25 protein-coding genes and 1 pseudogene are annotated in these 25,276 nt (G+C 71.7%); 15 read left to right on the forward strand and 11 right to left on the reverse strand.

Translation table 11 applies throughout. The annotated features are described in order from the left end of the window. Positions 1 to 12 precede the first annotated feature (12 nt). From hpxZ to GXW71_RS27780, 4 genes are all read left to right on the forward strand, one after another. On the forward strand, positions 13 to 417 hold the full coding sequence (hpxZ, locus tag GXW71_RS27765) for an oxalurate catabolism protein HpxZ (protein WP_211855962.1): 405 nt from the start codon (positions 13 to 15) through the stop codon (positions 415 to 417). 107 nt (positions 418 to 524) lie between these two features. Beyond that, positions 525 to 1,178, forward strand: coding sequence for a 2-hydroxychromene-2-carboxylate isomerase (locus GXW71_RS27770; RefSeq protein ID WP_211855963.1), 654 nt, complete (start codon positions 525 to 527; stop codon positions 1,176 to 1,178). Next, on the forward strand, positions 1,175 to 2,434 hold the full coding sequence (locus tag GXW71_RS27775; RefSeq protein ID WP_367617385.1) for an NAD(P)/FAD-dependent oxidoreductase: 1,260 nt from the start codon (positions 1,175 to 1,177) through the stop codon (positions 2,432 to 2,434). Before GXW71_RS27770 ends, GXW71_RS27775 begins: the two co-directional genes overlap by 4 nt. A gap of 63 nt (positions 2,435 to 2,497) precedes the next feature. After that, positions 2,498 to 3,355: a cold-shock protein gene (locus GXW71_RS27780; protein ID WP_211855964.1), complete on the forward strand. Its 858-nt coding sequence runs from the start codon at positions 2,498 to 2,500 to the stop codon at positions 3,353 to 3,355. A gap of 164 nt (positions 3,356 to 3,519) precedes the next feature. On the opposite strand, the gene GXW71_RS27785 is transcribed toward GXW71_RS27780, so the two are convergent. Continuing rightward, on the reverse strand, positions 3,520 to 3,966 hold the full coding sequence (locus GXW71_RS27785) for a PaaI family thioesterase (RefSeq protein WP_367617386.1): 447 nt from the start codon (positions 3,964 to 3,966) through the stop codon (positions 3,520 to 3,522). A gap of 61 nt (positions 3,967 to 4,027) precedes the next feature. Beyond that, positions 4,028 to 4,762 carry an aspartate/glutamate racemase family protein gene (locus tag GXW71_RS27790; RefSeq protein WP_211855965.1) on the reverse strand — a complete coding sequence of 245 codons (735 nt, stop codon included), beginning with the start codon at positions 4,760 to 4,762 and terminating at the stop codon, positions 4,028 to 4,030. 115 nt (positions 4,763 to 4,877) lie between these two features. Here GXW71_RS27790 and GXW71_RS27795 point away from each other — a divergent pair, with 115 nt between their 5' ends. From GXW71_RS27795 to GXW71_RS27810, 4 genes are all read left to right on the forward strand, one after another. Beyond that, positions 4,878 to 5,867, forward strand: a complete 990-nt coding sequence (locus GXW71_RS27795; protein ID WP_211884768.1) for a Bug family tripartite tricarboxylate transporter substrate binding protein — start codon at positions 4,878 to 4,880, stop codon at positions 5,865 to 5,867. A gap of 191 nt (positions 5,868 to 6,058) precedes the next feature. After that, positions 6,059 to 6,946, forward strand: coding sequence for an alpha/beta hydrolase (locus GXW71_RS27800; RefSeq protein WP_211855966.1), 888 nt, complete (start codon positions 6,059 to 6,061; stop codon positions 6,944 to 6,946). 69 nt (positions 6,947 to 7,015) lie between these two features. Further along, positions 7,016 to 7,699, forward strand: a complete 684-nt coding sequence (locus GXW71_RS27805; RefSeq protein ID WP_211855967.1) for a GntR family transcriptional regulator — start codon at positions 7,016 to 7,018, stop codon at positions 7,697 to 7,699. Positions 7,700 to 7,709: 10 nt separating this feature from the next. Beyond that, positions 7,710 to 8,234 carry a cysteine dioxygenase family protein gene (locus GXW71_RS27810; protein WP_246526948.1) on the forward strand — a complete coding sequence of 175 codons (525 nt, stop codon included), beginning with the start codon at positions 7,710 to 7,712 and terminating at the stop codon, positions 8,232 to 8,234. Between the two features lie 174 nt (positions 8,235 to 8,408). On the opposite strand, the gene GXW71_RS27815 is transcribed toward GXW71_RS27810, so the two are convergent. Further along, on the reverse strand, positions 8,409 to 9,674 hold the full coding sequence (locus GXW71_RS27815; RefSeq protein WP_211855968.1) for an MFS transporter: 1,266 nt from the start codon (positions 9,672 to 9,674) through the stop codon (positions 8,409 to 8,411). A 228-nt stretch (positions 9,675 to 9,902) separates the two neighbouring features. On the opposite strand from GXW71_RS27815, the gene GXW71_RS35545 reads away from it, so the two are divergent. Continuing rightward, entirely contained in the window at positions 9,903 to 10,796 is an 894-nt protein-coding gene (locus tag GXW71_RS35545) for a DMT family transporter (RefSeq protein ID WP_211855969.1), read from the forward strand. Positions 10,797 to 10,912: 116 nt separating this feature from the next. Continuing rightward, positions 10,913 to 11,647, forward strand: a complete 735-nt coding sequence (cysQ, locus tag GXW71_RS27825; protein WP_246526949.1) for a 3'(2'),5'-bisphosphate nucleotidase CysQ — start codon at positions 10,913 to 10,915, stop codon at positions 11,645 to 11,647. On the opposite strand, the gene GXW71_RS27830 is transcribed toward cysQ, so the two are convergent. The 5 genes from GXW71_RS27830 to GXW71_RS27850 form a co-directional block, all read right to left on the reverse strand. Beyond that, positions 11,607 to 12,023, reverse strand: a complete 417-nt coding sequence (locus GXW71_RS27830) for a PaaI family thioesterase (protein WP_211855971.1) — start codon at positions 12,021 to 12,023, stop codon at positions 11,607 to 11,609. The two genes, cysQ and GXW71_RS27830, sit on opposite strands and share 41 nt — an antisense overlap. Continuing rightward, positions 12,020 to 13,225, reverse strand: coding sequence for an imidazolonepropionase (gene hutI, locus GXW71_RS27835; RefSeq protein WP_211855972.1), 1,206 nt, complete (start codon positions 13,223 to 13,225; stop codon positions 12,020 to 12,022). The genes GXW71_RS27830 and hutI overlap by 4 nt, the downstream gene beginning before the upstream one ends. Positions 13,226 to 13,291: 66 nt before the next feature. Further along, a complete protein-coding gene (locus GXW71_RS27840; protein WP_211855973.1) occupies positions 13,292 to 14,266 on the reverse strand; it encodes a hydroxymethylglutaryl-CoA lyase in 975 nt (324 codons plus the stop codon). Between the two features lie 23 nt (positions 14,267 to 14,289). Continuing rightward, positions 14,290 to 15,426 (reverse strand): CaiB/BaiF CoA transferase family protein, encoded by a 1,137-nt coding sequence (locus GXW71_RS27845; protein WP_211855974.1) that lies wholly within the window; start codon positions 15,424 to 15,426, stop codon positions 14,290 to 14,292. Further along, on the reverse strand, positions 15,426 to 16,445 hold the full coding sequence (locus tag GXW71_RS27850) for a Bug family tripartite tricarboxylate transporter substrate binding protein (protein WP_211855975.1): 1,020 nt from the start codon (positions 16,443 to 16,445) through the stop codon (positions 15,426 to 15,428). The genes GXW71_RS27845 and GXW71_RS27850 overlap by 1 nt, the downstream gene beginning before the upstream one ends. 126 nt (positions 16,446 to 16,571) lie before the next feature. Between GXW71_RS27850 and GXW71_RS27855 the strand changes: the two genes are divergently transcribed. From GXW71_RS27855 to GXW71_RS27865, 3 genes are all read left to right on the forward strand, one after another. Next, positions 16,572 to 17,507, forward strand: coding sequence for a LysR family transcriptional regulator (locus tag GXW71_RS27855; protein ID WP_211855976.1), 936 nt, complete (start codon positions 16,572 to 16,574; stop codon positions 17,505 to 17,507). 124 nt (positions 17,508 to 17,631) lie between these two features. Further along, a complete protein-coding gene (locus GXW71_RS27860) occupies positions 17,632 to 18,309 on the forward strand; it encodes a hypothetical protein (RefSeq protein WP_211855977.1) in 678 nt (225 codons plus the stop codon). Positions 18,310 to 18,383: 74 nt separating this feature from the next. Next, positions 18,384 to 19,742 carry a formimidoylglutamate deiminase gene (locus tag GXW71_RS27865; RefSeq protein WP_211855978.1) on the forward strand — a complete coding sequence of 453 codons (1,359 nt, stop codon included), beginning with the start codon at positions 18,384 to 18,386 and terminating at the stop codon, positions 19,740 to 19,742. Positions 19,743 to 19,746: 4 nt separating this feature from the next. On the opposite strand, the gene GXW71_RS27870 is transcribed toward GXW71_RS27865, so the two are convergent. The 3 genes from GXW71_RS27870 to GXW71_RS27880 form a co-directional block, all read right to left on the reverse strand. Next, the gene (locus GXW71_RS27870) at positions 19,747 to 20,814 is read right to left on the reverse strand and encodes a DUF808 domain-containing protein (RefSeq protein ID WP_211855979.1); all 1,068 of its coding nucleotides are present in this window, start codon (positions 20,812 to 20,814) and stop codon (positions 19,747 to 19,749) included. A 303-nt stretch (positions 20,815 to 21,117) separates the two neighbouring features. Continuing rightward, positions 21,118 to 21,639, reverse strand: coding sequence for a lipocalin family protein (locus tag GXW71_RS27875; protein WP_211855980.1), 522 nt, complete (start codon positions 21,637 to 21,639; stop codon positions 21,118 to 21,120). Positions 21,640 to 21,652: 13 nt separating this feature from the next. Further along, the gene (locus tag GXW71_RS27880) at positions 21,653 to 22,546 is read right to left on the reverse strand and encodes a polysaccharide deacetylase family protein (RefSeq protein ID WP_211855981.1); all 894 of its coding nucleotides are present in this window, start codon (positions 22,544 to 22,546) and stop codon (positions 21,653 to 21,655) included. Positions 22,547 to 22,722: 176 nt separating this feature from the next. Between GXW71_RS27880 and cydD the strand changes: the two genes are divergently transcribed. Both cydD and GXW71_RS27890 read left to right on the forward strand, forming a co-directional pair. After that, positions 22,723 to 24,396: a thiol reductant ABC exporter subunit CydD gene (gene cydD / locus GXW71_RS27885; RefSeq protein ID WP_211855982.1), complete on the forward strand. Its 1,674-nt coding sequence runs from the start codon at positions 22,723 to 22,725 to the stop codon at positions 24,394 to 24,396. 4 nt (positions 24,397 to 24,400) lie between these two features. Next, positions 24,401 to 25,276, forward strand: a pseudogene (locus GXW71_RS27890) (thiol reductant ABC exporter subunit CydC); the annotation flags it as partial.

The following is a 25,276-nucleotide window of genomic DNA, read 5'->3' on the forward strand; positions in this document are numbered from 1 at the left end:
GAAGGCCGTGCCATGCAGATCGACGACCCCGCGGTGATCGCCGAGGCCCGTGCCGTCTTCGACCGCTACGAAGCGGCGCTGATGGCCAATGACACCGCCACCCTCGACGCCATCTTCTGGAACGATCCCCGCACCGTCCGCTTCGGCATCACCGAGATCCTCTACGGGCACGACGCGATCCGGGCCTTCCGCGCCTCCGTCGCGCACTACGCGCAGCGGGTGCAGAAGCGGGTCCATATCACCAGCTTCGGCGCGGACTTCGCCTGCACGCATCTCGAATACGAACGCGTCGGCACCGGCCTGATCGGGCGGGAGACCAAGGTCATGGCGCGGCTGCCCGGCCTCGGCTGGCGGGTGGTCTCCGCGCATGTCTCCCTGCTCGCAGGCCAGGATCCGGGCCGTCGGCAGCGCGGTTAGGCGTCTGGTGCCAGGCCGAGTTCGGGGTATGAAAGGGCCTGGAGCCCATCTGGGAATGACCGCGGCGCGGCTTTCCCAGACGGGCTCCCAGCCGGAGGTCACGTCCTATGCCCGCGCACACCGTCGAGTGTTTCTACTCGCTCTCCTCGCCCTGGATGTATCTCGGCGGGCCGCAGCTCACGGAGATCATCCGGCGGCACAATGCCAAGCTGCTGCTGCGGCCCTATGATTTCCGCCTGGTGATCAAGCATACCGGCGGCATCCCGCTGCGCAGCCGGCCGGAGCCGCGGCAGGACTACCACGCGCTGGAGCTCGACCGCTGGAGCCGCCATCTCGGCGTGCCGCTCAAGCTCAAGCCGGCGCATTACCCGCCGACCGATCAGCGCCCGGCCGGGCGCATGGTGATGGCGGCGCAGCAGCGCGGCATGGACGCCATGGCACTGAGCCACGCCATCCTGCGCGCCCTCTGGGCGGAGGAGCGCGACATCGCCGACCCGCATGAGCGGGTGAAGATCGCCGATGAGATGGGGCTGCCGGGCCAGCACCTGCAGGCGGCGGAGGACAGCGCCTCCATCAGCGCGGAGTGGGAGAAGAACAACCAGGACGCCATCGCGAAAGGCGTATTCGGGGCGCCGACCTTCCTCTGCGGTGATCTCTTCCTCTGGGGGCAGGACCGGCTGTTCTTCCTCGATGAGCATCTCGCCGGGCAGCAGGTGCAATCCGCCCCTTCCGCGAAGATCCGGAAGCTCCGCGCCTCGTGAAGCAGGTTGCGATTATCGGCGCCGGGATCATCGGCGCCGCCTCCGCCATCGAGGCGCTGCGGGCGGGTTTTGCAGTGACCATCCTCGATCCCGGCGCGCCCGGCGGCGAGCAGCAGGCGAGCTATGGCAATGGCTGCTGGCTGAGCCCGATGTCGGTGATCCCGCCGGCGGTGCCGGGCACCTGGCGCAAGGTGCCGAAATTCCTCGCCGATCCGCTGGGGCCGCTGGCGATCCGCTGGTCCTATCTGCCGCGCGTCGCACCCTGGCTGCTGCGCTACCTGGCAGCGGGGTGGAGCTGGGGTCGCGTGGAGGCGACCGCGCGCGCCCTGCGGCCGCTGGTCGTCGATGCGCCGGCGCTGCACAAGGCCCTGGCCGAGGAGGCGGGCGTCGGCGACCTCGTGGAGCGGCACGGGCTGATCTACATCTACCCCTCGCGTGCCGAGTTCGAGGCGGAGCGCGAGGCCTGGCGCATCCGGGCCGCTGTCGGCGTGCGCTGGCTGGAGCTGGGCGCCGAGGAGCTCCGCCAGCGGGAGCCGGCACTCGATCCGCGCTACGGCTTCGGCGTGATGGTGGAGGAGGGGGGCGATGTCCGCGACCCCGGCGCCTATGTCGCGGCGCTGGTGGCCTTGGCGGAGGCGCGCGGCGCGATACGGCTGCCGCTCGCCGCGACCGGCTTCCGCATCGAAGGCGGGCGGCTCCGCGCGGTGACGCATGCCGGGGGCGAGGTCGCGGCGGATGCGGCGGTGATCTGCGCCGGCGCCTGGTCGAAGCCGCTCGCCGCCGCCGCCGGGGACCCCGTGCCGCTCGAGACCGAGCGCGGCTATCACGCGGTATTGGCGGATCCGGAGGTGGCGCCGCGCCACGGGCTGATGCCGTCGGACGGCAAGATGTCGGTCATGGCGACCCGCACCGGGCTCCGGGTGGCGGGGCAGGTCGAGATCGCCGGGCTCGATGCCGCGCCGAACTGGAAGCGGGCGGAGATCCTGCGCGACCACCTGCTGCGCTGCTTCCCCGGCCTGCCGCGCGACCTGCCGGCGGCGCGGGTGAAGGTCTGGATGGGGCATCGCCCATCGATGCCGGACGGCATGCCGGTGCTCGGGCCGTCGAGCGCGACATCGGACATCGTGCACGCCTTCGGGCATGGGCATACCGGGTTGGTCGCCGGCGCGCGGACCGGGCGCGTGGTGGCGCAGTTGCTACGCGGGGAAGTTGCGGAAATACCGATCGCGCCATTTTCTGTCCGACGATTCCGATAGACGCGATCGGTGCGGAAACAGCACTGATCGCCCTGCTTTTCCCCTCGCCTTTTACCCGGTCACATGGCATGTTTCGTAATAGCGGCCCTGCATCCCGTCGGGCAGCACGAAACGATACGGATTAAATACGACGTGTTTCCCGAGAATGATCAGCAGGGCGGCGAAGGCTTGGTCGAAGCCGAGGTCAAGTGGTACAACAGCCGCAAAGGCTTCGGCTTCGTCCTCGGCCCGGATGGACAGGACGTCTTCTTCCACGCTTCGGCCCTGACCGAGGCGGGAATTGAACCCCCCGAGACCGGCGACAAGCTGGTCTGTCAGATCGGCACGGACCGTCAGGGCCGGCGCCTCGTGACCCGCATCACCGAGCGCAAGCCCGGTCCTGGTGGTGGTGCTGGTGGTGGTGAGCGGCCGCGCTTCGGCGACCGCCCCGGTGGCTTCGGCGATCGTCCGCCGCGCCGCGATTTCGGTGACCGTCCGCCCCGCCGCGACTTCGGTGGCCCGCCGGGTGGCGGCTTCGGCGACCGTCCGCCCCGCCGCGATTTCGGTGGCGGCGGCTTCGGCGACCGTCCGCCGCGCCGCGACTTCGGTGGCCCGCCGGGCGGTGGCTTCGGCGACCGTCCGCCCCGCCGTGACTTCGGTGGTCCGCCGGGTGGCGGCGGTGGCTTCGGTGATCGTCCGCCGCGCCGCGACTTCGGTCGCGACGAGGGTGGGCCGACCTATGCCGTCAACGGCACGGTGAAGTGGTTCGACCAGGTGCGCGGCTTCGGCTTCGTGACGCCGGATGATGGCGGGCAGGATGTCTTCCTGCACTCCTCCGTCCTGCAGCGCGCGGGCAAGCAGGACGTGCAGCAGGGCGAGAAGGTCGCGCTCGATGTGCGTGACGGCCAGCGCGGCCGCCAGGCCGTCAACATGAAGGACTGATCCTTCGCAGGATCGGATCGAAAGGCCCCGTCGCGGAAGCGGCGGGGCTTTTTCTTTTGAGCAATTGGAGCCAGCTTCCCGAGATCTTGGAACCCGTATGGGAAGGCGCGGCAGGGTTGGAAAAGACCCGCCGGAACCTCCTGCGGCCATTCCACGCGGGGCTCTCAGTCGGCGATGCCGTCGCGGCCCTCGATTGCCATGAGTGTTGCGGTGAGCAGGGCGATCAGGCGCTCCTTCCCCCCGCTTTGGGCGAAGACCTCGGTCTGCGCGAGCGTCAGCTTGCGACCGGCTTTCACGACCCGGCCGCGGGCTGCGATACATTCGCCTGTGGCTGGGGCGAGGAGATTGATCTTGAACTCGGTGGTGAGCACGCCGCGATCCATCGGCATCATGCTCAAGGCGGCATAGCCCGCCGCGGTGTCCGCGATGGCGCTCACCGCACCTGCATGCACGAAGCCACGTTGCTGCGAGACTTCCGGCCTGGGGATGAGAGAGATCTCGACCCGCCCCGGTGACACATGGTCGAGCTTCGCTCCCAGGGTTTGCATGAGCCCCTGCTTGGCAAAGCTCGTCCGGATGCGCTGATCGACCTGCGCTACATCATTCTGCACAGCCTGTCCTCCAGCCGCAGCGTGGCAGGCGAAGGCAGTGTCGGCAACGGGCGGGCGCGGGTCAAAAGCGCCGCGGCCGCAGGCCGAGCTGGAACCAGGTGATCATCGAATAGATGTCGTAGACCGGCAGGCCCACCGCCTCCGACAGCGCCGCCGCGTAAGGCGGCATGTTGGTGCATTCCAGCACGACGGCGCCGATCTCCGGATGCGCTGCCACCAGCGTGCGCCCGGCATCGAGGATGTCCTGCTCGGCGGCGACGACATCCATGTCCGCCTTGTCGGCGTGGATCACCGCGCGGGAGAATTCTCGCCCATTCTCGGTGCCGATGAAGGGCAGGTCATGCGGCAGGCCGACGCCGTCGAGATGCGCCGTCGTCAGCGACTTGCCGCTCGCGGTCACCACGCCGACACGCTGTCCCGGCGGCAGCGTTGCCTGCACCCAGGGCACCTGCAGGAGCGAGGAGGTCGCGACCGGCACCCGCACCGCCGCCGCCAGCGCCTTCTGGTAGATCGCGAGGAAGCCGCAGCTCGTGGTGATCGCCTCGGCGCCGAGATCGACAAGGTCGCGCGCGGCGTCGATGAAGGCATCGAGCAGCCCGCGCGCGCCGTCGAGCACCACCCGCTCCGGCGAGGCGCCGCGCACCACGCGGTAGAGCACCGGGAAGGGCCAGGTGCCGGCATGGCCGATGTCGCCGGGAATGCGCGGGAAGCGCGTCTCGAGCATCAGGATGCCGAGCGGGGCGCCGTAGAGGGCCTTGCCGCCGCGCGCGATGCGTGGCCCGGAGGGAGTGTCCATGGCCCGCAGGCTAGGGCAGACCCCACCCATCTGTCAGGGTCGTCCGCGCGGATTTCCGGGCTGGCCAATCTGCCTTACGCTCCGCGCCAACCAGCCATCAAGGATCGACATTGCCATGCCGGGTTCCCGCTTCCGTTCCGTGTTCGCCGCCTTGGCGCTTCTCGCGACGCCCGCCCTGGCGCAGGAGGCGGCCTGGCCGAACCGGCCGATCACCCTGATGGGCGGCTTCCCGAACGGCTCCGGCGTCGACATCTACGCCCGCCGCCTGGCGGAGCCGCTGTCGCGCGTGCTCGGGCAGCCGGTGGTGGTGGACAACCGCACCGGCGCCGGCGGCAACATCGCCTCCGAACACGTCGCCAGGCAGCGGCCGGATGGCTATCTCTTCCTGTTCGGCACCGCCGGGACGCATGCGATCAACGCCTCTCTCTACCGGCGCCTGCCTTTCGACGTTGTCCGGGACTTCACCCCGGTCGCGATCCTCGGCGACGTGCCGAACGTGCTGATCGTGAGCCCGGAGCGGCGCCCGAACCTCAATAGCTGCCAGGCGGTGATCGCGGCGGCGCGGGTGCGGCCGCAGGCGATCTCCTACGCCTCGACCGGCAACGGCGCCTCGACGCACCTGACCGGCGCGCAATTCGCGGCGGCGACCAACCTCGATCTGCTGCACGTGCCCTTCCGCGGGCAGCCGGGCGCGGTGACGGCGCTGCTGGCGGGCGATGTGGACGTCTTCTTCAACCAGACGGGGCCGAGCATCGGCATGATCCGGCAGGGCCAGGTGCGCGGCCTCGCGGTGACGACGCGGGAGCGCATCCCGGCGCTGCCGGATGTGCCGACGGCCTCCGAGGTCTGCGGGCTGCCGGGCTTCACCAGCAGCACCTGGTACGGGATCTTCGCCCCGCCCGGGCTGCCGGCGCCGATCCTGGCCCGCATGAATGCCGAGATCCAGCGTGCCATCGCGGAGCCAGCCTTCCGGCGCTGGCTGGTCGACGACCAGGGCATCACGCCGCCGCCGCCGACCTCGCCCGAGGAATTCCGCGCCATCCAGGAACGCGACATCGCGACCTGGCGCGAGGTGGTGCAGCGCTCCGGCGCGACGGTCGATTGACAAGGAGCAGATCGCCGGAGGGCGGCTTCGCCCGCAGGCGTGAATCTGTCCGCAAAACAAGGAGCAGATCGCCGGAGGGCGGCTCGCCCAAAGGCGTGAATCTGTCCGCCAAAACAAGGAGCAGATCGCCGGAGGGCGGTATCGCCCGCAGGCGTGAATCTGTCCGCCAAACAAAGAAGGAGGGAGAGCGGTTGAACGGAGCGAAGCGGAGTGAGGACGCTCTGCCCCGCCGCGCCGCTCTCGCGTTGGGGCTGGGGCTGCCCGTCCTGGCGCGGGGCGCGGCGGCGGCAAGCGGTCGGCTCGACCTGCCCGAGGCGGCCGGCGCCACCGCAGATCCGATGCCGGTCTGGTATCACCGGCCGGAAGCCTGGCGTCCCGGCGGGCCGGTGGTCGCGGTGCTGCACGGGGTGCGCCGCGACGGCGAGAATTACCGCAATGCCTGGGTTCCGCATGCCGAACGCCTGGGCTTCCTGCTGCTGGTGCCCGAGTTCACCGCAGCGAAGTTCCCGGGCGTGCGCTGGTACAATTTCGGCAATGCCGGCGATGACGCCGGGCATGTGCAGCCGCGCGATGCCTGGTGCTTCGCGGTGCTGGATCGCGCGGTGGCCGGCGCTCGGACAGCGCTCGACGCCGGGGAGGGCGGCTTCGCCCTCTACGGTCATTCCGCCGGAGCGCAGTTCGCGCATCGCTACCTGCTGCTCGGCGGCGGTGCGGCGACGCGCGTCGTGGTCGCCAATGCCGGCTGGTACAGCATGCCGGATCCGGCGGAGGCTTTTCCCTATGGCCTCAGCGGCCTCGCCGATGATGCGGCACTGCGGGCGGCCTTCGCGCGCCCGGCGCTGATCCTGCTGGGGGAGGCGGATACCGATCCGCACCACCCGGCCCTGCGGCGCGATGCGCAGGCGGACCGGCAGGGCCTCTACCGCTTCGCGCGCGGGCAGGCCTTCTTCGCGGCCGCCACGGCGCGCGCGGCGGCGCTCGGCATGCCGCTCGCCTGGGCGCTGCGGACGGTGCCGGGCGTCGGGCATTCCAATGCCGGCATGGCCATCGCCGCGGCGCCTCTGCTCCTCGGCGCCTGACCAAAAGGGTTGCAGCAGAGCGCCGGCCGCTGCTATTCACTCTGACATGTCAGTGGATCTCCCAGCGCCATGTCGCTGATCACGCCGATCGATCCGCCCGCCTCGCTCACCGAGCAGGCGGTCGCGGCGCTGCGCGCCGATATCCTGGCGGTGCGGCTGCCGCCAGGGGAGACGCTGTCGGAGACGGCACTGGCCGAGCGCCTCGGCCTCGGCAAGGCGCCGGTGCGCGCGGCGCTGGCGCGGCTGGCGGAGGAGGGCCTGGTGCAGGCGATGCCGCGCCGCGGCTGGGTGGTCTCGCTGGTGACCATCCGCGATATCCATGAGGTCTTCGACCTGCGCCTGCTGCTGGAGCCGGAAGCGGCGCGCCGCGCCGCCGGGCGCGTGGATACCGAAGCGCTGCGCTGCCTGGACGGCGTCTGCGCCGCCGGACATCGGCCGGAGGATGGCGCGACCGCGCTCGATTTCCTGCAGGCGAACCGCGCCTTCCATGTCGCGGTGGCGGAGCTGTCCGGCAATGCGCGCCTGGCGCGCCAGGTCGGCCGGTTGCTGGACGAGAGCACGCGGATGTTGGTGCTCGGCCTCTCCCGCCGCGATCGCAGCGGGGAGATGGCGCATGAGCATGCCGCCTTGATCGAGGCGCTGGCGCTCGGCCGCGGCGCCGAGGCGGCGGCGCTGATGGAAGCCCAGGTCGCGGCCAGCCGGGCCATGGTGCTGGCCGCACTCACCGCCCCTGAGATGTCAGTCCCAGTCTGAGGAGATCGCGATGCTGCACGCCGCCCCGCAGGCCCGCTCTGCCATCACCCCCGCCCTGCCGCGCATGGTCGCGGCGGTGGAAGCGGCGCTGGGTTCGCCCGCCGCGGTCGCCGCCGCGATGGCGCCTTTCGCGACGGATCCCGGGCTGCTCGCCGGCATCGACCTCACGCCCGATGCCGCGCGCTATCGCCGGGTGCCGTTGCATGAGGATGCGGGGGCACGTTTCGCCATCGCCGCCCTGGTCTGGCAGCCGGGGCAGATGTCGCCCGTGCATGCGCATGAGGCCTGGTGCGCGGTCGCCTTCCATCGCGGCCTGCTGACCGAGAGCTTCTTCGACCTCTGCGCCGAAGGCGGCGGCCCGGTGCCCTGCGAATGCCGGCTGCGCCGCGCCGGAGAGACCAGCCACGCGGCGCCCGACCCCTGCGCGATCCATCGCCTTGCCAATCTCGGCACCGGCATAGCCGTCTCCATCCACGCCTATGGCCTGCCCTTCGCCCGCTTCAACTGCAGTCTGAACCGGGTCTACGCCGCTTAGAGCAGATCGCCGGAGGGCGGCATCGCCCGGGGCCATGAATCTGCTCGCCAGAACCAGCCTCGCGCTTCGCTGGCTTCGCTCGACGGCCCTGAGCGAAGCGCGAAGCGGCGTATGAGCTGGCTTTTATCCGCTTCGCTGGCTTCGCTCAGCGAACTGCACAAGCCAAGCCCGGTTTTACTGCTTCGCTGCTTCGCTCCCGTAGGGAGGCGCCGCACCAGCGAAGCGGCCCGGCCCCTCGACGGCGTCCTCCCGGCGCGGGCGGCCGCCGGCCACCGCCAGCAGCCCGCCTAGTACGCCGACGATGGCGGCCAGCGGGCCGAAGCCGGTGAAGCCGTACTGCGCCAGCATCCAGCCCCCGAAGGTGGCGGCGCCGAGCCAGCCGAAGGAGGCCGAGGTGACGTTGAGGCCGAGCACCGTGCCGCGCACCGCGTCCGGCACATTGGCCAGCGCCGCCATCAGGCTCGGCCGGGCGACCGCATTGACGAAGACGTAGCCGAAGGCCAGCGCCACGGTGCCGGCGAGGCTGGGCGTCCAGGCATAGAGCGGCAGGGCGATCAGGGCGGAGCCGAACATCGCGCCGGCGAAGGTGCGGAGGCGGTTGGGCAGCCGGTCGGCCAATTGCCCGCCAAGGATGGTGCCGAGGATGCTGCCCACCGCGAAGGTCGCGAGCGGGACCGCGACGCCGGCCAGCGACAGCCCATAGGTCGTCTGCAGGAAGGTCGCGAAGAAGACCGCGGTCAGGCCGTAGCAGATGCGCTCCGCGACGCCCATCGCCAGCAGCCGCATGACCGGGCGCGACAGGGCGGCGCGATAGCTGGGGCTCGGCGCCCCCGGCGCGCGCCGCCCGCCGGGCGCGGGCCGCAGCGTCGTGACCAGGAGGCTGAGCGCTGCCGCGGTCGCCACCGCCGCGACGCAGAGATTGACGCCGCGCCAGCCGATGAAGGAGCCAATCCAGGCAGCGCCGGGCACGCCGACCAGCAGGGCCAGCGACTGTCCCGCCATCACCCAGCCGAGCGCGCGGCCGCGCTGGCGGTCGACGGTGCGCGCCGAGGCCTCCGCCATGATGACGCCGGTGAAGGCGCCGCCGCAGGCGCCCGCCGCGGTCACCCAGATGGCGACCCCGAGATAGCTGCCGGAGACCGCGACGCCCGCCATGCTCGCCGCCAGCGCCAGCGGCCCGCCGATCAGGAAGGGCCGGCGGCCCCAGCGGTCCGCCCCGGCGCCCGCGAGCAGGGAGGCGGCACCCCAGGCGATCGAGGTCGCTGCCATCAGATTGGCGATCAGCGGCAGGCTGGTCGCGAGGTCGCGGGCCATGTCGATCAGGAAGGGCGCCCGGGTGGTGCCGCCGCAGGCGGCGGCGAACATCGCGAGGCAGGCCGCCGCCAGCAAGGCCCAGGGCATGGCGGGTGCGGTGCTGGGCAGCGAGGTCTTGGACGTCATTGCCCCGAGGCTACCGCAGGTGACGGAGCCTGACGATGGCAGCGGGTTTCGCCCTTCCCAGCCGCGGCGATCGGCGGCTCTATGGGGGCGGCGCCAAACTGAGCGTGATGGCTTGAGGCTTCGTCGGCCGAAAAGCCTGAATCACGCGATCAAACAAGGTGCCTGGGGCATGGTCCGTGAGCGCAGGCGAACGGATCATGCCCCAGGCGCAGCCGGGTGTAGCGACGCGTGCCTCCGAAATTCGTTCTTGGCCTCGCAGCGGGGCTCTGCGCCTCCCTGATCTGGGGCGGGCATGCGGTGGTGGCGCGCGCGGCGCTGACCGGGCAGGGGCTGATGCCGCTTGATCTCGCGGCCTTCCGCTATGGCGTCGCCGGGCTGTTGCTGCTGCCGGTCGCCTGGCAGGCGCGGCTGGCGCTGGCGGAGATCGGCCTCCGGCGGCTGCTGGTGCTGACGGCGATGGGCGGCGCGCCCAATCTGCTGCTCTTCGTCAGCGGCCTGATCTTCGCGCCGGCGACCCATGGCGGCACCATCTCCTCGATGACCGTGCCGGTGGCGGGCGCGCTGCTCGCGATCCCGCTGCTCAAGGAGGTGCCGACGCCCGGGCGCTGGATGGCGCTGGGCGCGATGGCGGCCGGCGTGCTGCTGATCGGCTGGGACGGCATCGCCGGCACGGCGCCTGGCGCCTGGCGCGGCGACATCCTGCTGCTGGCCTGCGGCATCACCTGGGCGGCCTTCACCCTGCTGCTGCGCCGCTGGCAGGTGCCCGCGCTCGCCGCCACGGCCGCGGTGACGGCGCTCTCCGCCCTGGCCGTGCTGCCGATCTGGCTGCCCTGGCGTGCCGCCGCTGTCATGGCGATGCCGGCCGGGCCGGTACTCTTCCATCTGGTGGCGCAGGGGCTGCTGCTCGGCGGCGTGGCGCTCTTTCTTTATGCCAAGGGGGTGGAGCTGCTGGGCGCCACCCGCGCCGCCACGCTCTCGGTCATGGTGCCGGTCGTGGCGCTGGCGCTCGCGGCGCTGGTGCTCGGGGAAGAGGTCGGGGGGCTGAAGCTCGCCGGCGCGACGCTCGCGGTGGGCGGCATGCTGGCGGCGGTGCTCTTCACGGGGCGCCGCAATATCGCCTGAAACCCCGGGCAGTATTGTTTTACACGCTGTACTGACGAGATCGCGGTAACGTCCGAAGAATGACAACGGGTTCCGTTCCTCCGGCCTCCCTTCTGGGCCCCCTCGCACGCATCGCGATGGCGGCCGGGGCGGCGATCGAACAGGTGCGGCGCGAGGCCGCGATGGGCCTGGTCGAGAAGCCCGACGGCAGCCCGCTGACCGATGCCGACCTCGCCGCCGATCTGGTGATCCGTGCCGGCCTCGCGGAGGCAGCGCCCGGGATCCCCGTGGTCTGCGAAGAAGGCGCCGCCTGCGAAGACATGTCGGCGCCGCGCTATTTCCTGATCGATCCGCTGGACGGCACCCGCGAGTTCGTGGCCGGCGATGCCGATTACACCGTCAATATTGCGCTGATCGAGCATGGGCGGCCGGTCGCCGGCGTCGTCTTCGCGCCGCGCGACGGGCGGCTCTGGTCCGGCGCCGAAGGCTGCGGCGCCACCCGCCAGGACGGCGCCGGCCCGGCGCGGCCGGTCAGGGTGCGGGCGACGGATGGCGGGCTGGTCGCGGTCGCCAGCCGCTCTCACCGCGATGCCGCGACCGAGGCCTTCCTGGCCTGGCTCGGGGTGAGCGAGACGCGCTGCGTCGGCTCCTCGCTGAAATTCTGCCTGGTGGCGGAAGGCGGCGCCGATGTCTATCCGCGCTTCGGCCCGACCATGGCCTGGGACACCGCGGCCGGGCAGGCGGTGCTGGAAGCGGCGGGCGGCGCGGTGTTCTGCCCCGAAGGCAAGCCCTTCCGCTACACGCCGGAGAATGGCTGGCGCAACGGCGCCTTCATCGCCTGGGGGGCGTCACGGCCACCCATTGCGTCGTGACATGGGCGGCCGGCTCCGTCTCGCCTTCCGCGCGCAGCCAGACCTCGCCATAGATCAGCCGGCCACCGCGCTTCACGATGCGCGCTTCCGCCAGCACCGCGCCGGGCGCGGGACGGCGCAGGAAGGTGATCGCGAGTTGCGAGGTCAGGCTCTCGTCGCGTCCTTCGTGCACGCCGAGCAGCGCCGCCCACATCGCGACATCCGCCAGGCCCATCAAGGCGGGGCCGGAGATGGTGCCGCCCGGGCGCAGCAGGTCCGGCCGCTCGGGCAGGCGGCAGAGCGCGGTGCCGGCTTCGGCCTGCAGCACCTCGATCCCCCATTGCTCCGCGAGCGGCACGCCGGCATGGACGATGCGCTGGATCTCGGCCGGTATCATCGGCCGCCGACCACGCGGCCGGTGCAGGGGTTGCGGCCGATCCAGTAGCAGAGGTCGGCGGGCTGGCGGATGTCGAACAGCGCCAGGTCGCAGAGCAGCCCCGGCGCCAGCCGCCCGCGATCCTGCCGGCCGAGCGCCGCGGCCGCATGGCGCGTGACGCCGAGCAGCGCTTCCTCCACCGTCAGGCGGAACAGGGTGCAGCCGAGGTTCAGCATCAGCAGCAATGACAGCGCGGGCGAGGAGCCGGGGTTGAGATCGGTCGCGAGCGCGAGCCGCAGCCCTGCTTCCCGCATCGCCGCGACATCCGGGTGATGCGTCTCGCGGATGAAGTAGAAGGCGCCGGGCAGCAGCACGCCGACGCTGCCGGCGCGCGCCATGGCGCGCAGCCCGGCCGGGTTCGCGTATTCGATGTGATCGGCTGAGAGCGCGCCGTGGCGCGCGGCGAAGGCGGCCCCGTCATCGTCGCGGAGCTGGTCGGCATGCAGCTTCACCGGCAGGCCCAGGCCATGCGCGACATCGAGCACCATCGCCGTCTCTCGCGCATCGAAGCCGATCGCGGTGTCGAGGAAGGCGTCGACCGCATCGGCCAGGCCCTCGCGCGCCGCGGCGGGGATGATGTCCTGCGCCACATGCGCGGCGTAGTCGGTGCGGCGGCCGGCATATTCGGGCGGCGTCGCATGCGCCGCGAGCAGCGTCGTCTCGATGCGCACCGGATGCGCGGCGGCCAGCGCGCGTGCAGCACGGAGCTGACGCAGCTCGGTCTGGATGTCGAGGCCATAGCCGGACTTGATCTCGACCGTGGTAACGCCCTCGGCCATCAGCGCCTTGAGGCGCGGCGCGCCAGAGGCGACGAGCGCGGCCTCGTCGGCCGCGCGCGTGGCGCGGACGGTCGAGAGGATGCCGCCGCCCGCCTTGGCGATCTCCTCATAGCTGACGCCGGCGAGGCGCTGCTGGAACTCGCCGGCACGGTCGCCGCCGAAGACGAGATGGGTGTGGCAGTCGATCAGCCCGGGCAGGAGATGGGCGCCCGCGCAATCGATGGTCTCGGCAGCACTGCCCGGGATCGCGGCGCGCGGCCCGAGCCAGGCGATGCGCCCATCCTTGGCGGCGATCGCGCCATCGCGAATGACGCCGAGCGGATCGCCCTCCGGGCCATCCATGGTGACGAGGGCGGCGTTGAGCCAGAGGCGGTCGAACTGCATGAAGCCAGTCTGGCGTGCCGCAGGGCCGCTTGCGAAGCCCCTATCGCCGCAGCCAGCCTTCGGTCATCAGACTGCGTGGGCCAGCGGACGGCCGCGATACCCTGCCAGCGACCCTGCGTGCATGATGCGCCCGCCCAGCGGGCGGCCGATGAGCCGCTCTGCCAGCCGTGCCGCCTCGATCAGACGCTCGAGGTCGACGCCCGTCTCGATGCCCATCTCGTGGCAAAGGAATACCATGTCCTCGGTGCAGATATTGCCCGCGCCCTTCGCGTCGCCGTGCCCGGCGAAGGGGCAGCCACCGAGCCCGGCGACGGAGCTGTCGAACAGCTCCACCCCCATCTCCAGCGCTGCCAGCACATTGGCGGGGCCGAGGCCGCGGGTGTCGTGCAGATGCAGGCCGATGCGGGGTTCCGGCAGCGCATCGCGCAGCATGCCGACCAGCCGCCGTATGGCCTGCGGATTGGCCCAGCCCATCGTGTCGGCCAGGTACAGCTTCGGCAGGACGACGCCACGCTCCCGGCAGGTGCGATAGGCCCAGACGAGTTCGTCCACCGCGCGCTGGGGCGCGATCTCGCCCTCGTAGTTGCAGCCAAAGGCGGTCATCACCAGCGCGTACTCCACCGCGACATCAGCCTCGGCATAGAGATCGAGCCAGCGTGTCACACGCTCGCGCATTTCTGCCGCGCTGCAGCCGTTGTTGCGCCGGGCGAAAGCGTCGGAAGCGTAGAGGGCAATCTTGCCGACCAGGTCGACGCCGGGCGTCGCCTGGGCCCGCCGGAAGCCCTGCTCGTTCAGCCACAGACCCTCGTAGCGGACGCCGGGGCGCCGGCGGATGGCCGCGAACAGTGCCTCGGAATCCGCCATCTGCGGGACGTGCTTCGGCGAGACGAAGGAGGCGACCTGGATGGCCTTGAGGCCGGTCTCGGCCAGGGCTTCGACCAGCGCGACGCGGTCCGCGAGGGGATAGGTCCGGGGCTCGATCTGGAAACCTTCGCGCGGGCCTTCCTCGTGGAACTCGACGCGCTTCGGCAGGTCGGACATGGTCGTTCTCCTTGAGATCAAGGTCAGCGAGCGGGGTGGCCGAGCAGCTCGGCATTGTGCTCGCCGAGCCGCGGCGCGGGCCGGGCGATCGCGGGCCGCGCGCCATCGAAGGAGACGGGCAGGCCAACGAGCGCGAAATCCTCCCCCGGCACGGGCTGGAGCATGCCGAGCGCCTCGGTCTGCGGCTCCGCCAACACTTCCGGGACCGTGTTGACCGGCGCACAGGGCACGCCGGCGCGCATCAGGCGCTCCAGCCAGACCGTGCGCGGCGCGCCTGCGAGCACCTCCGCCACCATCGGCAGCAGCGCTTCCTGGTTCTGCAGCCGCGCGCGGTTGGTGGCGAAGCGCGGGTCTGCGGGCCAGCCCGGCCGGCCGAGCTCGATGGCCAGCTTGGCGAAGAGGCGGTCATTGCCGCAGCACACGAGCAGCGGGCCGTCGGCGGCCTCGAAGGCCTGGTAGGGCACGAAGTTCGGATGGCCGGAGGCGTGCCGCTCCGGCGACTTGCCCTGGTTGACATAGGCGCTGATCTTCTGGCCCGCCCAGAGCAGCGCCGTCTCGAAGAGCGAGGTGTTGACGACGCCGCCACGTCCCGTGGCATGGCGGTGTTGCAGCATCGCCAGAGCACCGATCACGGTCCACATGCCGGTGCCCTGGTCGACGACCGAGGCGCCCATGCGTACCGGCGGCCCGCCGGGCTCGCCTGTGATGGAGGATAGCCCGCCGAAGGCCTGCAGCAGCGGCTCGTAGCCGGGGCGCAGACGCATCGGGCCACGATGGCCGAAGGCCGACATGGCGCAGTAGATCAGCCGCGGGTGGCGTGCGCAGACCGCCTCCGGCCCGATGCCAAGCGCCTCCGCCGCGCCGGGGCGGAGGTTGTGCAGCATGATGTCGGCCCCGGCGAGGAGTGCGTGCAGCTGTTCCACCGCCTCGGGTGACTTCAGGTCGAGCGCGACCGAGCGCTTGCCGCGGTTGAACTCGTGAAAGTTCAGCGCGTCGCCGTGGCGGAAGGCGGGGCCCATCTGGCGCGCGTCGTCGCCGCCCTCCGGCTTCTCGACCTTGATCACGTCGGCGCCGAGATCGGCGAAGATCGCGCCGGCGAAGGGGCCGGCCAGGACCTGGCCGAGTTCGACGACGCGGATGCCCGCAAGGATGCCGCCCATCACTGCACCTCGATATTGGCTTCGCGCACGATGCGCTTCCATTTGTCGATCTCGGCGGCCTGGAAGCGTGCCAGATCCTCCGGCGTGCCCGGCCGCAGCGCCGTGCCGTTCTCCTGCAGCCGGGCCCGGATCGCGGGCCGCTCCATGACCTCGTTGAACTTGGCGTTGAGCCGCCGGACGATCTCACGCGGCGTACCGGCCGGCGCAAAGACGGCATTCCAGGACAGCATCTCGTAGCCCGGAAGACCCGCTGCCTCCTCCACGGTCGGCACCTCCGGCGTCAGGGGCAGGCGCTGGCGGCTGGTGACAGCGAGCGCCCGCACGCGCCCCTCGCGCACTTGCGGCAGCGAGGTGGTCGCGTCCACGAACATGAGCTGTGCGTTGCCGGCGATGAGATCGGTGATGCCTTGCGGGTTCGAGCGGTAGGTGACGTTCACCATGTCCACGCCGGCCATGGTCTTGAACATCTCCCCGGCAACGCGGGAGGAGGCGCTGCCGCTCGCGAAGTTCAGCCGCCCCGGATGATCGCGCGCAAAATCCACAAGCTGGCGCATCGTGCGCACCGGCAGATCGTTGTTCACGACGACGAACAGCACCCCTGTGCCGACCAGCGCGACCGGCGCGAAATCCGCGACCGGGTCGTAGGGCAGGTGGCGGAACAGCGCAGGGTTCGATCCATGCGTCGTGTTGGCGGTGTAGAGGAAGGTGTAGCCGTCCGGCCGCGCCCGCGCGACCGCCTCGCAGGCGAGAAAGCCATTGGCGCCCCCGCGGTTGTCCACCACCACCGGCTGACCCCAGTCGGCCGCGATCGGGTCGCTGAAAATGCGCGCCTGCGTGTCGGTACCGCTGCCCGCCGGGAAGGCCACCACGAATCGAATCGGCCGGTTCGGATAGACGTCACCTTGCCCCTGCGCCGAAGTGTCTGGTGGCAGGACCGCGGCGCAGAGAGCTGTGGCGGCGCCAAGCAGCAGATGGCGGCGTCGTGCAGCGCCGCGCGGGATCGGGCGGGCGTGGTCCATTTGTTCGTTTCCTCCTCCGGTCGTGGCGGATTGGGCCCCGGTCGATCTGGAGGCCGGTACGAAGGGTGCGCGCCCGTCCGGGCAGAAGAAATTGAAAGTTTTGGAGCTCAGTAATAAAGAATTTTTATGAGCATCACCTTGCGGCAACTGCGCGCGATGGTCGCGGTCGCGCGCAACGGAAGTCTCGGACGTGCCGCAGCGCTCCTGCACCTCTCGCAGCCGGCGCTGACCGTGCAGATCCGCGAGCTTGAACGCGCACTCGGCGTGCGGTTGTTCGATCGCGGTGCGCGCGGCGCCGAGCCGACGGAGGCGGGGCGCGAGCTGGCGGAGGCCTTCGGGAGGATCCTGGGCGACCTCGATGCGGTGGTCGCGGGGGCGAGGGATGTCGCGGCGCTGCGCTCCGGCCTGGTTCGGGTGGCGACACTGCCCTCGGTCGGTGCGACGGTGTTGCCCGCGGTCCTGGCGCGCCTGCGCGAGCGCAGCCCGCGCATCCGCGTCGCGGTGCGTGACGCGGTGGCCGCGCGCGTCGGTGCCCTGGTGAAGTCCGGCGCTGCCGAACTTGGCATCGCCGCGATCGACCCGGACCCGGAACTCGAGGCTTCCCTGCTGTTCGAGGACAGGATGGTGGCCGTGTTGCCGGCCGGGCATCCGCTCGAGAAGAAGCGGTCGGTGCCGCTGGCAGCGCTGGCGGCGGTGCCGCTGGTCCTCGGGGAGGAGAGCAGCGTGCGTTCCCTGTTCGACCGCGCCTGCGCGGCGGAAGGGCTGCATGTCGTGCCAGCCTATGAGGCGACCTATATCAGCACTTTGATGGGCATGGTGCGCGCCGGCCTTGGCGTCGGCGTGCTGCCTGCCTCCGCGGTCGCTCCGCGCACCGAGCCGGCCATCCGCATTCGCCCCATCACGGATCCGCCGATCCCGCGTCGCATCATGCTCCTCCGCCGTGCCGGAAGGTCACTCTCGCCGGCGGCCGAGGCCTTCGTGGAAGCACTCGCGGGGGACGATCCGCCTCGCCCCGCCGCGCGCGGCCGGACATCCCGTGCACGCAAGACAGAGGCGCCCTGACGACAGGCTGGCTGACGCGCCGACCTTCACGGCTGCGCGAGCGTTCGATTGTCACGGACCCAGCGCTATGACCGGTCCCGCAATGATCGCTACAGGGCGTGATCCGCTTCGGGAGATCGCCTTGATGAGTGCGGGATGGCCGCCGGTGTTGCAGCGCCAGGTGCAGGTGCTGGTCGATCAATTCCTGGCCGGCACCGGTGCCGCCTGGATCGGCATCGCCGGCATCGACCGGCTTGGCGTCGCCGGGCCCGCCAGCGGCACCATGCGGATCGGCGGCCGGATGGAAGCGCTGGGCGCGCATCCCGTGACCGAAGCCTTCGTCTGGGTCCAGGGCAGCGAGCCGGAGCTCTGGCTCGACCCACGCTCGACCAAATACCGCGACCTCTTCGACGAATTCGCGCGCACCCGGCTCGGCCTTGCCGGGCGGCCGCGCGGCGATGCCTGGAACATCGACCATGTCTTCCCGAAGGCGGCCGGCGCGCTCGACGGCATGACCCATGTGCGGGCGCTGGCGATCGGCGCCGGCGGCAACCAGGCGCTGGGGCGCACGGTCGAGAAAGCGATGAAGGGGCGAGCGGATGACGCGCCCGGCCGCAAGGTGATCCGCCATGCGACCTGGATGACGATCGGCAAGGCGGCGGGCTACGAGGGCTGGGAAAGCCTGCCGGATTCTGCGTCTGCGGCCGGCAATGCGCCGGGGGTGCGCAACCTCTTCGCCTTTCTCGCGACGCGCGGCATCACCGCGCCGGCAGGGGCGCTGGAGGAAAGCCTGACCTCCTTCACCTTGACGAAGATCCGCTGAGGCGCAGATCGCGGGCGTTGCGGAAGCGGCCACCCTCGGTCATGGAGGGGGCGATTAGCGGGAAGGACCCAGCCATGCCGAGTTTCTTCGCCGATGCCGCGCTGTTGCCGAAGGGCTGGGCGCGCGCGGTGCTGATCGAGGCCGACGCGGACGGCGACATCAAGGCCGTCACGCCGCAGGCGGCACCCGGCGACGCGGTTCGGCTTCCCGGTCACGTCATCCCCGGCGTGCCGAACCTGCATTCCCATGCTTTCCAGCGCGCCATGGCGGGCTTCGCGGAGCGGCGCAGCCCGGAAGGGCAGGACAGCTTCTGGACCTGGCGCGACACCATGTACCGCTTCGTCGGCCGCTTCTCGCCCGAGGATGCGGAAGCGGTGGCGGCGCAGCTCTATGTCGAATGCCTGGAATGGGGTTTTACCGGCATCGCCGAATTCCACTACCTGCATCACCAGCCGGATGGCGCGCCTTATGCCGACCGGGCGGAGATGGCGCTGCGCCATGTCGCGGCGGCACGGCGGGCCGGGATCGGGATCACCATGCTGCCCTGCCTCTATCGCCATGGCGGCATCTTCGGACGCGATCCCGTCCCCGGCCAGCGGCGGTTCCTGAATGATGTGGACGGCATCCTGGAGATCCATGCCGGCCTGGCCGCGGCGCTCCGGGGCGATGACAATGCGGCGCTCGGCATCGCCCCGCATTCGCTGCGCGCGGTGACCCCGGCGATGATCGCGGTGGTCGCCGACCTCGGCGGCCCCATCCACATCCATGCCGCGGAGCAGATGCGCGAAGTGGTGGAATGCCTCGCCGCCACCGGCGCGCGGCCGGTGGAATGGCTGCTCGCCAATGCGCCGGTCGATGCGCGCTGGTGCCTGATCCACAGCACCCACATGACGGAGGCGGAGAGCGCCGCGCTGGCGCAATCCGGCGCCGTCGCAGGGCTCTGCCCCTCGACCGAGGCCTCGCTCGGCGACGGGATCTTCGGGTTGCCGGGCTTCCGCGCGGCCGGCGGGCGCTTCGGCATTGGCACCGACAGCCATGTCGGCACCTCGCCGCGCGACGAGCTGCGCCAGCTCGAGACCAGTCAGCGCCTCGCGTTGCAGGCGCGCAGCATCGCGACCGATGCCACGCATCCGCATCCCGGCCGCGTGCTGCTGGACGCGGCGCTCGCCGGCGGCGCGCAGGCAAGCGGGCGTCCGATCGGCGCCATCGCGCCGGGCATGCGCTGCGACCTGGTGGCGCTCGATGCGGCGCATCCCGCGCTGATCGGGCGGGAGGGCGACGCACTGCTCGATGCCTGGGTCTTCGCCGGCCAGGGCAATCCGGTGCGGGACGTGGTGGTCGGTGGCCGCCGCGTGGTCGAAGCCGGTGCGCATGTCGCGCGCGCGGCGATCGCGCGGGACTTCGCCGCAGCCATGAAACGGCTGGCAGCCTGACCTTTTAGGACGCGCGCTGCGTGCGCGCGCCGCCGAGGCCGCGGATCCGCTTCACCGCCGGCGCCAGGACGTAATGGGTCAGCGGAATCAGCAAGCCACCGAGCAGCAGGCCGAAGACGCCCGACCCTGCTGCGCTGATCAGCCATTCCACGGCACCCCCGATCGCCGGCAGCGCATGCGCGCCGGCTTCGGCCGTTGCGTGCAGCGCGTGGCCGAGCCAGCCCATGCCATAGGCTTCGAGCCCGTGGATGACGATGCCACCGCCGACCCACACCATGGCGGCGGTGCCGACGATGCCGAGCAGCTTCAGGAAGGGCGGCATGCCGAGCACGAGGCCACGCCCCAATGTCCGGGTCATCGGCCGCAGCGCACGGTCGGCCCCCGATGCCGGCAGGCTCGGCGCCGAGGCGCGGCGCAGCCCGAGCAAGGTCGACGCCGGGCGCTCATTGGCGGCGAGCGCCACGCCGACATCATCGGCCTTCACGATCAGCGCGACGCCGCCATAGACCATGACGGTGATGCCGATGCCGACGGCGGCGAGGATCATGGCCTGCAGCCAGAAAGAGGTGTCGGGGACGGAGGCGAGCGCGATCGCCATGATCTCGGCCGAGAGGATGAAGTCGGTCTTGATGGCGCTGCTGACCTTGGTGTCCTCCAGGCTGGCGCCGTCCTGCACCGCGGCGACCACCACCGCCTCATGCGCATGGGCGCTGTGCGGCTGGATCGCCTCCAGCACCTTCTCGGCGCCCTCGTAGCAGAGATAGGCGCCGCCCAGCATGAGCAGCGGCGTGATCGCCCAGGGCGCCAGCATGCTGAGCGCGAGCGCCGCCGGCAGCAGGAAGAGCAGCTTGTTCTTGAGCGAGCCGACCGCGATGCGGCGGACGATCGGCAATTCCCGGCTCGCGGCGAAGCCCGTCACGTAGCGCGGCGTGACGGCGGCGTCGTCGATGACGACGCCCGCGGCCTTGGCCCCGGCCTTCGCGGCCTGGGTGACGACGTCATCCAGCGATGCCGCGGCGACCTTGGCAAGGCCCGCGATATCATCGAGCAAGGCGATGAGACCGATGCTCATGGGCGCTCCTGTCAGGCGACGTCGCTGCGTCGATCAGGGGCGAGGTCCGCCCGGCGGCGCAGCATAGGCAGAGCCAGCCACCGCCGGCCAGCATGGGCGTGTGACACCCTCCTTCGCCGAGGCTTCGGAGGGCAAGCCCTCCATCCCAGCGGCCGCAGGCCGCCACTGGGTTCTGCGGGGCGAGCGCAGCGATGCCCCGGGGCCGCGAATGCGGCCCCGCGCGCGACTGTCAGCCGCCGTCAACGCGCCCTGACAGCGCGGAAGCCAAGCCGCCGGAGGCGGCGCCGGCGCTTGAGGCAGATATCAAGGCACCGTCGGCACCAGGTTCGCGGTGATGAAGCCTTCCGCCCGCGCCATGCCGATCGCCGCCGAATAGGCGCCGGCGCCCATCTCGGGCCGGCGCGCCAGGATCCAGAGATTCTCCCGGTCCGGGGTGCCGACCACTGCCCAGCGGTATTGCGGGTCGAGGGCGATCACCCAGTAATCCCCGAAGAAGGGCCAGAAGAAGGTGACGCGAAGCTTGGCGTTGGTCCCGTCGCTGGCCCGCGCCCAGCCGCGCGCCACGATCTCCCGCCCGTCATCCATCGCGTTGCGGCAGCGGTTGACGACGCTGACCGTGCCGTCGAGCTCGCGCTCGTAATCCACGGTCACGCCGACGCAGCGGCGCTGGCGGCCGTCCTGGAAGCTGTTCGGGAAGCGGGCGATCTCATACCAGCGGCCGGCATAGCGGGCGAGGTCCACGCGGGCCACGGTATCCGGCGGTGGGATGCCGTTGCCGGCGCAGGCGGCAAGGCTCAGCGCCGCGAGGAGCAGAAGGCGTCGCATCGCGTTTCCCATCTCAGCGGCCGGGCACGATGCCCGGCGGCAGCGCGGCGACATGCGCGAAGATGGCGCCGGCCGTGGTGATCCAGACGTGCTCGCGCCGCGCCGCGACATGCGCGAGCGCGCGGCGGAGCTGTCTCAGGCGATAAGGCTGGCCGACCAGATAGGGATGCAGGGCGATGCCCATCACCTGTGGGAGACCGTCCTCGGTCTGGGTCAGGCGTTCCTCGAAATCATCGATGATTATGTCGGCGAATTGCGCGGCGCCGTCGCGGCGGACCGCGATCGAGGGGATGTCGTTCACCTCTTGCGGATAAGGCACCGCGAGCAGCGGGCCGTGCGCGGTGCGCTTCCAGATCGGCTGGTCGTCGGCGCACCAGTTGAGGGAATAGCGATAGCCGGCCTCGGCCAGCAGGTCCGGCGTCGCATGGCTCTCGGCGATCCAGGGGGAGAGCCAGCCGCGCGGCGGCGCGCCCTCGTGGCGGGCGATGGCGGCGGTGCTCTCGGCGATCAGGCGGCGCTCCTCGGCCTCGGGCAGGGCGCTCTGGCGTTCGCTGTTGGTGCGGCCATGCCCTGCGATCTCGTCGCCGCGATCCCGGTGCGCGGCGATGAGCGCCGGTGCGTAGTCGTACATCGCGCTGTTCAGCAGCACGGTTGCGGGCAGCGCCAGCGCATCGAGCAACTGGATCAGCCGCCAGGCGCCGACCCGGTTGCCGTAGTCGCGCCAAGCGTAGTTGAGGATGTCCGGCTGCGGCCCGCCGGGCGCGAGCTCGGCGCCGAGGCCTTCGCCGAAGGCGAAATGCTCCAGGTTCAGGCCGATATAGACCGCGAGCCGGGCACCGCCGGGCCATGCGTAGCGCGGGCGGTCGGGCAGCGGGTGGTAGTCGTAACGACCATGCGTCGGCAGCATGCGGCGGTCTCCGGGCGGCGTTCCATGCTTGGGCCGGCTTGGCGCGGGCGGCAAGCGGGCGACGCCGGCGGGCGCCTCCGCCGGAGCGGCTTCCGCTCCGGCCATGCGCTTTTGCGAGCATCTTCACCCGTTCGGGTGATTTCACCCGAACGGGATCTGCTCTAAACCCCCGGCCCATGTCGAGGGGATCTCAGGGGGACGGCGCCCGCGGGCTGCTCGCGCGCGAGCAGCGGGCCGCGCGGCCGCTCCTGGTGCGGGCGGTGGCGATCGGGGCTGGACTGGTGGCGGTCGGCATCGCCGAGGCCTGGCTGGTCGCGGTGCTGCTGGCGCGGCTGCTGGGCTTCGGGGCGGCCGGGTTGCCGGAGCTGCTGCTCGCGGGATCGCTGGCGCTGCTCGCCGCCGGGCTGGCCATGGCGCAGGAGAAGGCGCAGATCGCGGCTGGGGAGGCGGCACGTGCCCGGCTGCGCGATGCCGCCTTCGGCCGGCTGCTCGCCATGGGACCTTCGGATGAGCGTCCGGTGGGTGCGCGCGCCGCCCTGGTGGTGGAGCGGGTCGATGCGCTGGAAGGCTATTTCGCGCGCTGGTTGCCGGCCGCCGCCCTGGCGCTGATCGGGCCGTTGCTGGTGGCGCTGGCCGCCGGCCTGGCCGACCCGACGAGCGGGCTGATCCTGCTGGCGGCGGGCGCCTGCGTGCCGATCGCCCAGGCCGCGACCGGGATCGGCGCCGCCCAGGCCAGCCGGCGGCAGTTCGGGGCCCTGCAGGCGCTCTCCGGCCGGTTCCTCGATCGCATGCGCGGGCTGCCGACGCTGGTGCTGTTCAACCGGGAGAAGGCGGAGCAAGCCGCGCTCGGCGCGCAGGCGGAGGAGCTGCGCCGTCGCACCATGCGGGTGCTGCGCATCGCCTTCCTCGCCTCCGGCGCGCTGGAGCTGATCGCCGCCGCAGCACTCGCCTGCATCGCGGTGCGCCATGGCTGGACCTTGGGCGCCGGGCATCCGGATCCGGCGGGGGCGCTGTTCACGCTGCTGCTGGTGCCGGCCTTCTTCGCGCCGCTGCGCGCGTTCTCCGCTGCCTATCATGAGCGGCTGGCGGCGCAGGGTGCCGCCGCCGATCTGGCGCCGCTGCTGGCGCCGCAGGAGGACCGGCCGGGATTGTTGCTGGAGGGGATGCCGCCACGCGTCACCGTCACCTTCCAGGATGTGCGGCTGAGCTATGACCCCGCGCGGCCGCCGGCGCTCGCCGGCCTGTCCTTCCGGGTGCTGCCGGGGGAGGCGCTGCTGCTGATGGGCGCCTCCGGCGCCGGCAAGACCAGCGTGCTGCGCCTGCTGATGGGCTTTTCGCGCCCCGATGCGGGCCGCATCGCGATCAACGGGCGCGACGCCACGGCGTTGCGGCCGGAGGAGCTGCGGCGGCTCTCCGCCTATGTCGGCCAGCGCGCCCACCTGTTCCGTGGCACGATCCGCGAGAATATCCGTCTCAGCCGGCCGGAGGCCGACGATGCGGCAGTGCTCGCGGCGGCCAAGGCGGCCCATGTCGCCGACTTCGCGGAGGCGCTGCCCCAGGGTCTCGACACGCTGGTGGGCGAGGGCGGCTTCGGCCTCTCCGGCGGCCAGGCGCAGCGGGTCGCGATCGCGCGCGCCTTCCTGCGCGACGCGCCGCTGGTGCTGCTGGACGAACCGACCGCACATCTCGACCCGGGGACGGAGGCGGAGGTGCTGGAGAGCCTGAAGCGGCTCTGCCTCGGCCGTACCGCTGTTATCGCCACCCATTCCAGGGCACTCAGGAACTGGGGCGCAGCGGTGCTGGAGATGAGCGAGGGCCGCGCGACCGGTGCCCGGATGGCGGGGGAATAGCGGCATGGCGCGCGATCTTCTCCGCATCCTCGCGCTCTGGCGCCTGCGCATCGGCTGGCTGGCCGTGGGCGCGCTGGTCGCCCTCATTGCCGCACTCGCCGGGCTGGCGCTGCTGGCGCTGGCGGGGCGGGGCGTCGCGGACGGCCTCAGGGACGGCGCGCTCTTCGCCGGCGGTACCGCGGCGACGATCCTGCTGTTGCGCCCGGTGGTCGCGCTGCGGCCGGTGGCGCGCTACCTGGAGCGGCTGGTGACGCATGAGGCGACCTTCCGCGCGCTGGCCGATACCCGGGTCTGGTTCTTCGGCCGGCTGGCGGAGCGGCTGCCGGCGGGCATCGGGCTGCGCCGCATGGGCGACCTGCTGGGACGGCTGGTGGCGGATGTGGAAGCCCTGGACGGGCTCTATCTGCGCGCCCTGGTGCCGGCGGCGGCCGGCATCGCCGTGGTGACCGGTATCGCGCTCGTGCTGGGCGCGACCTCCCCGGTGCTGGCCGCCATCCTGGTGCTTCCGCTCGCCGCTGCGCTGCTGCTGCCGCCGCTGCTGGCGCCGCGCGCGGCGCGGGAGGCGGAGGGCGTGGCGCTGCGGCGCGGCAGCCTGCGCGCCGCGGTGGTCGATCCCCTGACCGGCATCGAGGACACGCTCGCCGCCAATGCCGAGGCGCGCGCCGCAGGGCGCGTGGCGCGGGAAAGCGCGGCGCTGGCCGCGGCCGAGCAGCACCTTTCCGCCCGGGCCGCGATGGGCGGTGCGGCGGGATCGCTGCTGACCCGGGCGGCGCTGCTCGGGGCCATCGCCTGGGGGCTGGCGATGGGCGAAGCCGGGGTCGGGCCGGCGGTGATCGCCGCCTTCCTGGCGGTCGCCTCGGCCGAGGCGCTGGGGTTGATG

Source organism: Plastoroseomonas hellenica, from assembly GCF_018129085.1.
GTDB lineage: Bacteria > Pseudomonadota > Alphaproteobacteria > Acetobacterales > Acetobacteraceae > Plastoroseomonas > Plastoroseomonas hellenica.